Genomic DNA, 13,930 nt, shown 5'->3' with positions numbered 1-13,930 from the left:
TAGAGGATTACGCCATGTCACTGGTCAGTCATTGGGAACACGAGTACGACAAGGTCAAACTGCGCATTCACGGCTTGTTCACGCGCATGGAAATGGCCTGGATGAAGCTCATCAGCGAGCTGGAGCCGCAGGAGTTTCAGGCGATCATCAAGCTGCTGCAGCGCGGTCACGATCAGGCGCAATACGTGCTGAAAAACGGTGAGTTGCCGGGCGATGAACCGGCGGTGCCGTGGGAGTTGTCCCATGGCCTGTCGATTTTGCGCATCGGCAATGCCACGCCGTTGCCGCAATCGCCCGATCAACTGGCAACCCGGGTGTTGCAGGACGGCAGCCTGCTCGGCTGTCGCAAGTGGGAATTGCTCGACCTGCTGTGGAGCGAAGCGCTGCTCAAGTGGATTGAAAACCTGCGCCATCACGCGACCTTCGGCACTGACCCGGCGGTGGTGCAGATGGAGCGCGACGTGACTTTGGCGATTGCCGGCGACTGGGGCACCGGCCCCTTCGACAGTCATGCGCCGGCGGTTTCAGTCGCCAACCAGATGCAACTGGCGCAAGCGGATTTCACCATCCATCTGGGCGACGTCTACTACGCCGGCAGCCATTCGCAGGAAGACGTCGACATGGCCGGTTGGCCGATGGGCAGCCACGGCTCGTTCACCCTCAACTCCAACCACGAGATGTACAGCGGCGCCCACGGCTATTTCAAGGAACTGGCCAAGCGCTTTCCGGGACAGCAGGGCACCAGTTATTTCGCCTTGATCAACGACGACTGGCTAGTGGTCGGGCTGGATTCGGCGTATGCCTCGGACGCGATGAACCTGTACATGGACGGCACACTCAACGAGCCGCAGATCACTTGGATGAAAGCCTTGCCCAAGCGCAAAAAGATCATGGTGCTCAGCCATCACCAGGGCTTCGATATTTCCGGACATCACCAGACCGCGCTGTATCAACCGGTGTGCGATGCCCTGGGGCGCGAGCCGGATTATTGGTACTGGGGGCATCTGCACAACGGCATCGTCTACGCGCAACAGGGCAGCCTGCATGCGCGTTGCGCCGGGCACGGGGCGATTCCCTATGGCAATGCCAGCGAGCTGAACGGGCATTCGCGGGTGCTGTGGTCGGAGACGCAGGATGCCAACGACCCGGCGTATCCGCTGCGGGTGTTGAATGGCTACGCGAAGGTCAGGCTGGTGGGGGAGGATATTTTTGAGGAGTTTATTGGTGAGGATGGCAGTGTGAGGTGGTCATCGAAGTGACGCGGTGAATGTTCTGACGCCATCGCTGGCAAGCCAGCTCCCACAGGTCTTGAGGTGTTCACAACATTTGTGTACACCAGAGAACCCTGTGGGAGCTGGCTTGCCAGCGATGCTTTTAGCCCTGAACCGGTACGCCCTTGAGGTACGGCGCAGGCTCGGCCCCAAGGTTGTTCAGCATCCGCTCGCTGTACCAATCCACGAAGTTGACCACGCCAAATTCATAGGTCTTCGAGTACGGCCCCGGCTGATAAGCGGTGGAGTTGATCCCGCGCTGGTTCTCTTCGGCCAGGCGCCGGTCCTGATCGTTGGTCGCGTCCCACACTTGGCGCATGCGTTCGACGTCGTAATCCACGCCTTCGACCGCATCCTTGTGCACCAGCCATTTGGTGGTGACCATGGTTTCCTGGGCGCTGATCGGCCACACGGTGAAGACGATGATGTGATCGCCCATGCAGTGGTTCCACGAATGCGGCAGGTGCAGGATGCGCATCGAGCCGAGGTCGGGGTTCTTGATCCGGCCCATCAGTTTGGCGCAGCCCTGTTTGCCGTCCAGAGTCATCGACACGGTGCCCTTGAGCAGCGGCATGCGCACGATGCGGTTGCGCAGGCCGAAACTGGCGTGTGCATAAGGAATTTTCTCGGCTTCCCACGCCGCGGCGGAGGCGGCGACGTGATCCTTGAACGCCTGATCGGCGCGCGGGTCGGTGACGTCGTCCCATTCCAGCAGGGTTTTCAGCAGTTCCGGGTGCGACGCGTTGCAGTGGTAGCACTCGCGGTTGTTTTCCAGCACCAGTTTCCAGTTGGCCTTTTCCATCAAGGTGGTGGTGATCGCCACCTTGGTGTTCTCCATGTCGTACGGTTCCATGTAGTGGTTCAGTGTCGACAGGAAGTCATCAATGGCCGGCGGATTCTCCGCCAGGCTGATGAAGATGTAGCCGCCGGCAGTCTTCACGTTCACCGGTTTGAGGCCGTATTGCTTCATGTCGAAGTCGGCGCCCATCTCGGTGCCGGCGAACAGCAGGCGCCCGTCCAGCTCGTAGGTCCACTGGTGGTAGTGGCAGACCAGTTTGGCAACCTTGCCCTTTTCGCTGGTGCACAGACGCGAGCCACGGTGGCGACAGACGTTGTGGAAGGCGTGGACCACGCCGTCGGCGCCACGAATGACGATGATCGGGTTCTTGCCGACCTGCAGGGTCAGGTAGTTGCCCTTGGCCGGGATCTCGCAGGTCATGCCGGCGATCAACCACTCTTTCTGGAAGATCTCCTGCATGTCGATATCGAACAGGCGTTCGTCGCTGTAGAACGGCTGCGGCAGCGAGAAAGTGCGCTCGCGCTCCTGCAGCATCTGTGCGGTGGCCTTGCGTGCGGGTTCCAGCGGATCGCCCAGGCTGATTTTTGCGGTGACGTCCATCGATGTATTCCTCAAGGCCATCTGCGTGGCCGCGAAAGTGGCTGATCAGGGTTGCTACGCAAGGTGTAAAGAATTCGTCTTGGTGTGGGGCGAGTGTGGGGCCGACGCTGCCCGGAACCTTATCCATGGGCGACATGGTGCAATCTGTTCCCGACGCGCAACCCCCGGCGGTTGGGGGCTGGTCGCGATAAGTATGCCGATGTCGCGGATAGGTAAACGGACGGTTCACGCTATACGCAGAATCGCCACATGAAGGCCGACAGTCGGCCGTGGAGAACAGCATGTCCAACAGCTTCCTGAATCCGGTCACCACCCAGACCTGGGCCAATGGCCGACACATCGTCCGTTGCGTCAAAGTCATCCAGGAAACCTGGGACGTGCGCACTTTCTGTTTCATGGCCGACCAGCCGATCCTGTTCTTCTTCAAGCCCGGGCAATTCGTGACCCTGGAGCTGGAAATCGACGGCCAGCCGATCATGCGCTCGTACACCATTTCCAGTTCGCCGTCGGTGCCGTACAGCTTCTCGGTGACCATCAAACGTGTGCCGGGCGGCAAGGTCTCCAACTGGCTGCATGACACCCTGCATGAAGGCCAGGAGCTGGCGGTGCACGGCCCGGTCGGGCTGTTCAACGCCATCGACTTCCCGAGCCCGAAAGTCCTTTACCTCAGCGGCGGCGTGGGGATCACCCCGTGCATGTCGATGGCGCGCTGGTTCTACGACACCAACGCCAATGTCGACATGACCTTTATCCACAGCGCCCGCTCGCCAAAAGACATCATTTATCACCGCGAGCTGGAACACATGGCGTCGCGGATCGACAACTTCAGCCTGCACCTGATCTGCGAAAAACACGGGCTGGGCGAGCCGTGGGCCGGTTATCGCGGCTACCTCAATCACAAGATGCTCGAACTGATGGTGCCGGACTTCCTCGAGCGCGAAGTGTTCTGCTGCGGCCCGACGCCGTACATGAACGCGGTCAAGCGCCTGCTGGAAGTGGCCGGTTACGACATGTCGCGTTATCACGAGGAATCCTTCGGCGCCACGCCACCGGAAGCTCGTGCCGATGCGGTGGAACAGGCCGAGCAGGCCGCCGATGCACCGGAAATCGATGCGGCGGATCTGCATCAGGTCGAGTTCACCGCCTCCGGCAAGAGCATCCGCGTGGCCCCGGGCGAAACCGTGCACGCGGCGGCGGCCAAGCTTGGCCTGATGATCCCGAAAGCTTGCGGTATGGGGATCTGCGGCACGTGCAAGGTGATGAAGCTTGGGGGCGAGGTGGAGATGGAGCACAACGGCGGGATTACCGAGGACGACGAGGCGGAAGGGTTTATCTTGTCGTGCTGCAGCGTGCCTAAAGGCGACGTCAGAATCGAATTCTGAGCCGGATCCCTGTAGGAGCTGCCGCAGGCTGCGATCTTTTAAGATCAGGATCAAAAGATCGCAGCCTGCGGCAGCTCCTACAGGGGCGGTGTTTCAATCCACGAACAAGTCGGGCATCAGTGCGGCGTCGCTGTCCGGCTCGAAGCGGTAATGGTCGAATTCGGTCACGCCGCTCTCCCGCAAAATCTCCTCATCAATCAGCAGCCGTCCAGTGATCTGCCGCTGGCGGCTATCCAGGATCACATGCGCCGCATCCGCCATGATCGCCGGCGTGCGCGCATGCTTGAACGACTCGCGATTTCCCAGCTGAAACTCGATCGCCGCCGTGGCAATCATCGTCTGCGGCCACAGTGAATTGACGCTGATGCCGTAACTGGCGAATTCCTCGCTCATGCCCACGGTCAACATGCTCATGCCGTACTTGGTCACCGTATACGGGCTGAACTGGGCAAACCACTTGTTCGCCATGTTCAGCGGTGGCGACAAGTTGAGGATGTGTCCGGCGGATTTCTTCAGATAGGGCAGGGCGGCCTGGCTGCACAGCAACACGGCGCGGGTGTTGATCTGGTGCATCAGGTCGAAACGCTTGAGTTCGATGTGCTGCACGCCAGTCAACTTGATCGCCCCGGCGTTATTGATCAGCGCATCGATGCCGCCGAAATGCTCGTTGGCCTGGGCCAGCGCATGGCGCACCGCGCCTTCATCACGCACGTCCAGTTGCAGCGCCAACGCCTTGCCGCCAGCGGCTTCGACTTCTGCGGCGACGCTGTGGATGGTGCCAGGCAGTTTTGGGTGGGCTTCGGCGCTTTTGGCCGCAATCACGATATTGGCCCCGTCCTTCGCGGCGCGCAGCGCAATCTCACGCCCGATGCCACGGCTGGCGCCAGTGATGAACAGGGTTTTGCCTTGTAGCGACATGCCGATGCTCCTGCTTATTGTCATGTGAGCGGAGGCTCGACAGACAATGTAGCCCAAGAGTCATCGCCATCCCTGTAGGAGCTGCCGCAGGCTGCGATCTTTTGATCTTGTTTTTAAGATCAAGATCAAAAGATCGCAGCCTGCGGCAGCTCCTACAGGGGAATCAGGCGGACATCACTTCGCGGATGTCACGAGCCAGTTCGCGTACGCGTTCTTCTTCGGTGTCCCACGAGCACATGAAGCGTGCGCCGCCCTTGCCGATGAAGGTGTAGAAGCGCCAGTTTTTCGCGGTCAGCGCGGCGATGGCCGGTTCCGAGAGTTGCAGGAACACGCCGTTGGCCTGTACCGGGAACATCAGTTCCACGCCCGGAATGTCGCTGACCAGCTCGGCCAGCAGTTGCGCGCAGTGGTTGGCGTGGCGGGCGTATTTGAGCCAGGCGTCGTTTTCGAGGATGCCGACCCACGGTGCCGAGAGGAAGCGCATTTTCGACGCCAGTTGCCCGGCCTGTTTGCAGCGGTAATCGAAGTCTTCGGCCAGTTTGTGGTTGAAGAACAGGATCGCTTCACCCACCGCCATGCCATTCTTGGTGCCGCCGAAGCACAGCACATCGACGCCGGCCTTCCAGGTCAGGTCGGCCGGCGAGCAGCCGAGGAATGCGCAGGCGTTGGAGAAACGCGCGCCGTCCATGTGCAGGTGCAGGCCCAGCTCTTTGCAGGTGGCGCTGATGGCGCGGACTTCTTCCGGGGTGTAGACGCTGCCGACCTCAGTGGCCTGGGTCAGCGTCACCACGCGCGGTTTCGGGTAGTGGATGTCCTGGCGCTTGAGCGCGACTTCGCGGATCGACTGCGGGGTGATCTTGCCGTTTTCGGTGCCGGCGATCAGCAGTTTCGAGCCGTTGGAGAAAAATTCCGGCGCGCCGCATTCGTCGGTTTCGACGTGAGCGGTTTCCGAGCAGATCACGCTGTGGTAACTCTGGCACAGCGACGACAGCGCCAGCGAGTTGGCGGCGGTGCCGTTGAAGGCGAAAAACACTTCGCAGTCGGTTTCGAACAGATTGCGGAAATGGTCGGCCGCGCGTGCGGTCCATTCATCGTCGCCATAAGCGCGCTGGTGGCCGTGGTTGGCCTGTTCCATGGCGGCCCAGGCTTCAGGGCAGATACCGGAGTAGTTGTCGCTGGCGAATTGTTGGCTCTTGTCGGTCATGGCCGGCTTCCGTGGTCGAGACTCTTGTGAAGGCTCGTGGTCAATGAGGGTGCGCACTTTACCGAAGATCTTCCGGGGAGCACACGGGATGTCGCTGTCAGAAAATTACCAGTTTGTTACCCGATTATGCACGTGACTAAACGCGACGGCGCGCTGGATCTGCTCAAGTGGCTGGCGCTGCTGAGCATGCTGCTCGATCACCTGCGATATGTCGGGATCAGCGCCGATTGGCTGTATGTTCCGGGGCGTCTGGCGTTCCCGTGGTTCTGCCTGGCGATGGCGGCGAATCTTTCCCGAGCCGGCGCGCAGAAGACCGAGTGGCGCTATCTGGGCTGGCTGCTGCTGTTCAGTGCGGTCAGTGAAATTCCCTATCGACTTTACATTCCTGATCCCGACACCTTGAACGTGATGCCCACCCTGGCGCTCGGGTTGCTGGTGGCGCGGGGGTGGCAGGACCGGTCGCCATGGTCGCGGCTTTTGGGCGTCGGTGCCTTATTGCTGTCAGCGCTGTTGTCGCAATGGCTGATGTTCGGCGTGTTTGGCGTGTTGCTGCCGCTGGCGCTGCTGTGGGTGATTCGTCGCCCCTGGTATTTCGGCCTGCTGCCGGGATTGATTTGTCTCGCTGCCAATCAGTGGCAGGTGCTGTATGAGTCGGCGGAGTTTGGCAACTACGTGGCGGTGTTGGGCATCGCGGCATGCTTGATTGCGCCATTGCTTGGGCTGTTCTTGTTGCGACATGCCGGATCCATTCATCCATTGCCCATGCGCCGCTGGGCCTACGCCCTTTATCCCCTGCACTTCCTCATTCTTCTGGCACTACGCATGTCCCTGTAGGAGTTGCCGCACGCTGCGATCTTTTGATCTTCAAAAATCCAGTGTCAAAAGATCGCAGCCTGCGGCAGCTCCTACAGGGGATTGCATTCTCCGAGTCATTTCGAGCCATGTCGTAAACGCACCTTTGCGTGGCGTCCGCAGGCATTTGAGCTGTCTGCGCCGGTCATACCATCGGCATCAAAGGGCACTGCCTTCATTGCCAGTGCCTTACCGAGACGAATGGCGCACAGATGCCGCTGGGAGAGACGCGATGTTCAGCAAGCAAGACCAGATCCAGGGTTACGACGATGCACTGCTGGCGGCGATGAATGCCGAGGAGCAACGTCAGGAAGATCACATCGAACTGATCGCGTCGGAGAACTACACCAGCAAGCGCGTCATGCAAGCGCAAGGCAGCGGCCTGACCAACAAGTACGCCGAAGGTTATCCGGGCAAGCGCTACTACGGTGGTTGCGAGCACGTCGACAAGGTTGAAGCCCTGGCCATCGAGCGCGCCAAGCAACTGTTCGGCGCCGATTACGCCAACGTCCAGCCGCACTCCGGTTCTTCGGCCAATAGCGCGGTGTACCTGGCGCTAATCCAGCCGGGCGACACCATTCTCGGCATGAGCCTGGCCCACGGCGGTCACCTGACCCATGGCGCCAAGGTTTCGTCCTCGGGCAAGCTCTACAACGCGGTGCAGTACGGGATCAACACCGACACCGGGCTGATCGATTACGACGAAGTCGAGCGTCTGGCCGTCGAGTGCAAGCCGAAGATGATCGTTGCCGGGTTCTCCGCCTACTCCAAGACCCTGGACTTCCCGCGTTTCCGCCAGATCGCCGACAAGGTCGGTGCGCTGCTGTTCGTCGACATGGCCCACGTTGCCGGTCTGGTCGCTGCTGGCCTGTACCCGAACCCGCTGCCGTACGCCGACGTGGTCACCACCACCACGCACAAAACCCTGCGCGGTCCGCGTGGCGGGCTGATCCTGGCCAAGTCCAACGAAGAGATCGAGAAGAAGCTCAACGCCGCGGTATTCCCCGGGGCCCAGGGCGGCCCGTTGATGCACGTCATCGCCGGTAAAGCGGTGTGCTTCAAGGAAGCGCTGGAGCCTGGCTTCAAGGCCTATCAGCAACAAGTGATCGACAACGCTCAGGCGATGGCCAGCGTGTTTATCAAACGTGGCTACGATGTAGTGTCCGGCGGCACCGACAACCACCTGTTCCTGGTCAGCCTGATCCGTCAGGGCCTGACCGGCAAAGATGCTGACGCTGCCCTCGGCCGTGCGCACATCACCGTCAACAAGAACGCCGTGCCGAACGACCCGCAGTCGCCGTTCGTGACCTCGGGCCTGCGTATCGGCACCCCGGCCGTCACCACGCGCGGCTTCAAGGTCGCCCAGTGCGAAGTGCTGGCCGGCTGGATCTGCGACATCCTCGACAACCTCGGTGACGCCGATGTTGAAGCGAATGTGGCCAAGAACGTCGCGGCACTGTGCGCCGACTACCCGGTTTATCGCTGAGCGGTTTGGAGTAAATGACTATGCAACGCTATTCGGGCTTCGGCCTCTTCAAACACTCCCTCAGCCACCACGAGAACTGGCAGCGCATGTGGCGCACGCCGACGCCGAAGAAGGTCTACGACGTGGTCATCGTCGGCGGCGGCGGGCACGGTCTGGCGACCGCCTACTACCTGGCGAAAGAGCACGGTATCACCAACGTGGCCGTGGTCGAGAAGGGCTGGCTGGGCGGCGGTAACACCGCGCGCAACACCACCATCGTTCGCTCGAACTACCTGTGGGACGAGTCGGCGCACCTGTACGAACACGCGATGAAACTGTGGGAAGGCCTGTCGCAGGACCTGAACTACAACGTGATGTTCTCCCAGCGCGGTGTCTACAACCTGTGCCACACCCTGCAGGACATCCGTGATTCCGAGCGTCGGGTCAGCGCCAACCGCCTCAACGGCGTCGATGGCGAACTGCTCAATGCCAAGCAAGTGGCCGACGAGATTCCATACCTCGACTGCTCGAAAAACACCCGCTACCCGGTGATGGGCGCGACTGTTCAGCGTCGCGGCGGCGTCGCTCGTCACGACGCCGTGGCCTGGGGCTTTGCCCGTGCCGCCGACGCCTTGGGCGTGGATCTGATCCAGCAGACCGAAGTGATCGGTTTCCGCAAGGAAAACGGCGTGTGCATCGGCGTTGAAACCAACAAGGGTTTCATCGGTGCCAAGCGTGTCGGTGTGGTCACCGCCGGTAACTCCGGGCACATGGCCAAGCTCGCCGGTTTCCGTCTGCCGATTGAATCCCACCCGCTGCAAGCGCTGGTGTCCGAGCCGATCAAACCGATTATCGACAGCGTGATCATGTCCAACGCCGTGCACGGTTACATCAGCCAGTCCGACAAGGGCGACCTGGTGATCGGCGCCGGTATCGACGGTTACAACGGTTACGGCCAGCGCGGTTCGTACCCGGTGATCGAGCACACCATCCAGGCGATCGTCGAGATGTTCCCGGTGCTGTCGCGGGTGCGCATGAACCGCCAGTGGGGCGGCATCGTCGACACCACGCCGGACGCTTGCCCGATCATTTCGAAAACCCCGGTACCGAACATGTTCTTCAACTGCGGTTGGGGCACCGGTGGCTTCAAGGCCACTCCTGGCTCGGGCAACGTGTTTGCCGCGAGTCTGGCCAAGGGTGAAATGCACCCGTTGGCCGCACCTTTCTCCATCGACCGTTTCCACAACGGTGCGTTGATCGATGAACACGGCGCTGCTGCGGTTGCCCACTAACAGGAGAAATCCCCATGTTGCATATCTTCTGTCCTCACTGCGGCGAACTGCGCTCCGAAGAGGAATTCCATGCATCCGGTCAGGCGCACATTCCGCGTCCGCTGGATCCGAACGCCTGCACCGATGAAGAGTGGGGCGACTACATGTTCTTCCGCGACAACCCGCGTGGTCTGCACCACGAACTGTGGGATCACGTCGCCGGTTGCCGCCAGTACTTCAACGTCACCCGCGACACCGTGACCTACGAGATTCTCGAAACCTACAAGATCGGCACCAAGCCGCAATTCACCGACAAGGCTGATTCGGCGAAAACAGCCACGACGGCGCTGGGAGAGAAGGTATGAGCCAGACCAATCGCCTGTCCAACGGTGGACGGATCGACCGCAACAAAGTGCTGAGCTTCACCTTCAACGGTCAGAGCTACAAAGGCTTCGAGGGCGACTCGCTGGCCTCGGCACTGATCGCCAACGGCGTCGACATCATCGGCCGCAGCTTCAAGTATTCGCGTCCACGGGGGATCTTCGCCGCCGGTGCCGAAGAGCCGAACGCCGTGCTGCAGATCGGTGCCACCGAAGCCACGCAAATCCCCAACGTGCGCGCCACGCAACAGGCGCTGTATCAAGGCCTGGTCGCCACCAGCACCAACGGCTGGCCGAGCGTCAACAACGACATGATGGGGATTCTCGGCAAGGTCGGCGGCAAGCTGATGCCGCCGGGTTTCTACTACAAAACCTTCATGTACCCGCAATCGTTCTGGATGACCTACGAGAAGTACATTCGCAAGGCTGCAGGGCTTGGCCGTTCGCCGACCGAAGTCGATCCGGACACCTACGACTACATGAACCAGCACTGCGACGTGCTGATCGTCGGCGCCGGCCCTGCCGGGCTCGCCGCGGCCCTGGCGGCTGCACGCAGCGGTGCGCGGGTGATCCTCGCCGATGAGCAGGAGGAGTTCGGCGGCAGTCTGCTTGATTCGCGCGAAAGCCTCGATGGCAAACCGGCGATCGAGTGGGTGGCCAGCGTCATCGCTGAATTGAAGAGCACCCCGGACGTGCTGCTGTTGCCGCGCGCCACGGTCAACGGCTACCACGACCACAACTTCCTGACCATTCACGAACGCCTCACCGATCACCTCGGTGACCGTGCGCCAATTGGTCAGGTGCGTCAGCGCATCCACCGTGTCCGCGCCAAGCGTGTAGTGCTGGCGACCGGCGCCCACGAGCGTCCGCTGGTCTACGGCAACAACGACGTGCCGGGCAACATGCTCGCCGGTGCGGTCTCGACTTACGTGCGCCGTTACGGTGTGGCACCGGGCAAGAAGCTGGTGCTGACCACCAACAACGATCACGCCTATCGCGTTGCGCTGGATTGGCTCGATGCCAGCCTGCAAGTGGTGGCCATCGCCGATGCACGGAGCAATCCGCGTGGTGCGCTGGTGGAAGAAGCCCGCGCCAAAGGCATTCGCATCCTCACCGGCAGCGCCGTGATCGAGGCCCGTGGCAGCAAGCGCGTCACCGCTGCCCGCATCGCCGCGATTGACGTCAAAGCGCACACCGTGACCAGCCCGGGCGAATGGCTCGACTGCGACGTGATCGCCAGTTCCGGCGGTTACAGCCCTGTCGTGCACCTGGCTTCGCACCTCGGTGGCAAGCCGATCTGGCGTGAAGACATCCTCGGTTTCGTACCGGGCGAAGCACCGCAGAAGCGTGTGTGCGTCGGCGGCATCAACGGCGTTTACGGCCTCGGAGATTCGCTGGCCGATGGTTTCGAAGGTGGCGCACGCGCTGCCAGTGAAGCCGGTTTCGCGGTGGTCGAAGGCACGCTGCCAAAAGCGCTGAGCCGTCTCGAAGAAGCGACCCTGGCGCTGTTCCAGGTGCCGCACGAGAAGGGCACCTCGCGTGCGCCGAAACAATTCGTCGACCTGCAGAACGACGTCACCGCCGCCGCCATCGAACTGGCGACCCGCGAAGGTTTCGAGTCGGTCGAACACGTCAAACGCTACACCGCGCTGGGTTTCGGCACCGATCAGGGCAAGCTCGGCAACGTCAACGGCCTGGCCATCGCCGCCCGTTCGCTGAACGTGACCATCCCGCAGATGGGCACCACGATGTTCCGCCCCAACTACACGCCGGTAACGTTCGGCGCGGTAGCGGGCCGTCACTGTGGGCACATTTTCGAACCGGTGCGCTACACCGCTCTGCATCAATGGCACCTGAAAAACGGCGCCGAGTTTGAAGACGTCGGCCAGTGGAAACGTCCATGGTACTTCCCGAAAAACGGTGAAGACATGCATGCGGCGGTGAAGCGCGAATGCAAAGCCGTGCGCGACAGCGTCGGCCTGCTCGACGCCTCGACCCTGGGCAAGATCGACATTCAAGGCCCGGATGCCCGCGAGTTCCTCAACCGCGTGTACACCAACGCCTGGACCAAGCTCGATGTGGGCAAGGCGCGTTACGGCCTGATGTGCAAAGAAGACGGCATGGTTTTCGACGACGGGGTGACGGCGTGTCTGGCCGACAACCATTTCGTCATGACCACCACCACGGGCGGCGCGGCTCGCGTGCTGCAATGGCTGGAGCTGTACCACCAGACCGAATGGCCAGAGATGAAGGTCTACTTCACCTCGGTCACCGACCACTGGGCGACGATGACCCTGTCCGGACCGAACAGCCGCAAGCTGCTCAGCGCCGTGACCGACATTGATCTGAGCAACGAAGCCTTCCCGTTCATGACCTGGAAAGAAGGTCTGGTCGGCGGTGTGCCGGCGCGGGTGTTCCGCATCTCGTTCACCGGTGAGCTGTCGTACGAAGTCAACGTGCAGGCCGACTACGCGATGGGCGTGCTGGAGAAAATCGTCGAGGCCGGCAAGCAGTACAACCTGACGCCGTACGGCACTGAAACCATGCACGTGCTGCGCGCCGAGAAAGGTTTCATCATCGTCGGTCAGGACACCGACGGCTCGATGACTCCGGACGACCTGAACATGGGCTGGTGCGTCGGTCGTACCAAACCGTTCTCGTGGATCGGCCAGCGCGGCATGAACCGTGAAGACTGCGTGAAGGATCAGCGTAAACAACTGGTGGGCCTGAAGCCGATCGACCCGAACGTCTGGCTGCCGGAAGGTGCGCAACTGGTGTTCAACACCAAGCAGGCGATCCCGATGACCATGGTCGGCCACGTGACCTCCAGCTACGCGCACAACTCCCTCGGCTATTCGTTTGCCATGGGCGTGGTCAAGGGCGGTCTCAAGCGTATGGGCGAGCGGGTGTTCGCGCCGCTGGCCGATGGCAGCGTGATCGAGGCGGAGATTGTGTCTTCGGTGTTCTTCGATCCGAAGGGGGATCGGCAGAACATCTGACGGCCTCAAGAACTGTGGGCGGGCGGCTATTCGCGAGCAGGCTCGCTCCCACATTCGACCGCGTTCCCCTGTGGGAGCGAGCCTGCTCGCGAAAGCGGCAGATCAGCCCCCGCAGGAACCAACAGAATTCAGGAAGGTGCTTTATGACCACAGCCAACGTTTACCAACAACGCCCGACCACCGGGGCCCGTGCCGAGTCGTCGCTGCACCATGCCGACCTCGCCAGCCTGGTCGGCAAGGGTCGCAAGAACGCCGGCGTCATCGTGCGTGAAAAGAAACTCCTCGGTCACCTGACCATTCGTGGCGATGGCCACGATGCAGCTTTCGCCGCCGGCGTGCACAAGGCCCTCGGCATCGAATTGCCTGGCGCTCTGAGTGTCATCGTCAAAGGCGAAACCAGCCTGCAATGGATGGGCCCGGACGAGTGGCTGCTGATCGTGCCAAGCGGTGAAGAATTTGCCGCCGAGCAGAAACTGCGCGAGGCGCTGGGCGACCTGCACATCGCGATCGTCAACGTCAGCGGCGGCCAGCAGGTGCTCGAACTGAGCGGGCCGAACGTGCGTCAGGTGCTGATGAAATCCACCAGCTACGACGTGCACCCGAACAACTTCCCGGTCGGCAAAGCGGTGGGCACGGTGTTCGCCAAGTCGCAGCTGATGATCCGCCACACCGCCGAAGATACCTGGGAACTGCTGATCCGCCGCAGCTTCTCGGATTACTGGTGGTTGTGGTTGCAGGATGCGTCGGCCGAATACGGCCTGAGCGTTCAGGCCTGAAAGATCAAGAGCC

General features: G+C 61.5%; 11 protein-coding genes. 8 read left to right on the top strand and 3 right to left on the bottom strand.

The window, feature by feature from the left end:
• Positions 1 to 14 precede the first annotated feature (14 nt).
• The gene (locus JN524_RS24405; RefSeq protein WP_115986005.1) at positions 15 to 1,259 is read left to right on the top strand and encodes a metallophosphoesterase family protein; all 1,245 of its coding nucleotides are present in this window, start codon (positions 15 to 17) and stop codon (positions 1,257 to 1,259) included.
• A 115-nt stretch (positions 1,260 to 1,374) separates the two neighbouring features.
• On the opposite strand, the gene gbcA is transcribed toward JN524_RS24405, so the two are convergent.
• Positions 1,375 to 2,670 (bottom strand): glycine-betaine demethylase subunit GbcA, encoded by a 1,296-nt coding sequence (gene gbcA, locus JN524_RS24400; RefSeq protein ID WP_027610658.1) that lies wholly within the window; start codon positions 2,668 to 2,670, stop codon positions 1,375 to 1,377.
• A 281-nt stretch (positions 2,671 to 2,951) separates the two neighbouring features.
• Between gbcA and gbcB the strand changes: the two genes are divergently transcribed.
• Entirely contained in the window at positions 2,952 to 4,052 is a 1,101-nt protein-coding gene (gene gbcB / locus JN524_RS24395; RefSeq protein WP_095187122.1) for a glycine-betaine demethylase subunit GbcB, read from the top strand.
• Positions 4,053 to 4,145: 93 nt separating this feature from the next.
• On the opposite strand, the gene JN524_RS24390 is transcribed toward gbcB, so the two are convergent.
• Together JN524_RS24390 and JN524_RS24385 are read right to left on the bottom strand one after the other, a co-directional pair.
• Entirely contained in the window at positions 4,146 to 4,970 is an 825-nt protein-coding gene (locus JN524_RS24390; RefSeq protein WP_202370992.1) for an SDR family oxidoreductase, read from the bottom strand.
• A 163-nt stretch (positions 4,971 to 5,133) separates the two neighbouring features.
• Entirely contained in the window at positions 5,134 to 6,174 is a 1,041-nt protein-coding gene (locus tag JN524_RS24385) for a threonine aldolase family protein (protein ID WP_016986284.1), read from the bottom strand.
• Positions 6,175 to 6,300: 126 nt separating this feature from the next.
• Here JN524_RS24385 and JN524_RS24380 point away from each other — a divergent pair, with 126 nt between their 5' ends.
• The 6 genes from JN524_RS24380 (at position 6,301) to JN524_RS24355 (ending at position 13,917) form a co-directional block, all read left to right on the top strand.
• Positions 6,301 to 7,008, top strand: a complete 708-nt coding sequence (locus JN524_RS24380) for a TraX family protein (RefSeq protein ID WP_202370991.1) — start codon at positions 6,301 to 6,303, stop codon at positions 7,006 to 7,008.
• Positions 7,009 to 7,258: 250 nt separating this feature from the next.
• Positions 7,259 to 8,512 carry a serine hydroxymethyltransferase gene (gene glyA, locus JN524_RS24375; RefSeq protein ID WP_007962601.1) on the top strand — a complete coding sequence of 418 codons (1,254 nt, stop codon included), beginning with the start codon at positions 7,259 to 7,261 and terminating at the stop codon, positions 8,510 to 8,512.
• Between the two features lie 20 nt (positions 8,513 to 8,532).
• Complete coding sequence (locus JN524_RS24370; protein WP_003206307.1) at positions 8,533 to 9,783, top strand: sarcosine oxidase subunit beta; 1,251 nt, start codon at positions 8,533 to 8,535, stop codon at positions 9,781 to 9,783.
• 14 nt (positions 9,784 to 9,797) lie between these two features.
• A complete protein-coding gene (locus tag JN524_RS24365; RefSeq protein ID WP_047596487.1) occupies positions 9,798 to 10,127 on the top strand; it encodes a sarcosine oxidase subunit delta in 330 nt (109 codons plus the stop codon).
• Positions 10,124 to 13,141: a sarcosine oxidase subunit alpha gene (locus JN524_RS24360; RefSeq protein ID WP_202370990.1), complete on the top strand. Its 3,018-nt coding sequence runs from the start codon at positions 10,124 to 10,126 to the stop codon at positions 13,139 to 13,141. The genes JN524_RS24365 and JN524_RS24360 overlap by 4 nt, the downstream gene beginning before the upstream one ends.
• A 143-nt stretch (positions 13,142 to 13,284) precedes the next feature.
• Complete coding sequence (locus tag JN524_RS24355) at positions 13,285 to 13,917, top strand: sarcosine oxidase subunit gamma (protein WP_034155013.1); 633 nt, start codon at positions 13,285 to 13,287, stop codon at positions 13,915 to 13,917.
• The last annotated feature ends 13 nt before the right edge of the window (positions 13,918 to 13,930 follow it).

Origin of the sequence: Pseudomonas sp. MWU318, from assembly GCF_016756945.1 — a bacterium.
In the GTDB taxonomy this organism is placed as follows: domain Bacteria; phylum Pseudomonadota; class Gammaproteobacteria; order Pseudomonadales; family Pseudomonadaceae; genus Aquipseudomonas; species Aquipseudomonas putida_A.
This window is presented reverse-complemented; position numbering and strand designations above follow the sequence as displayed.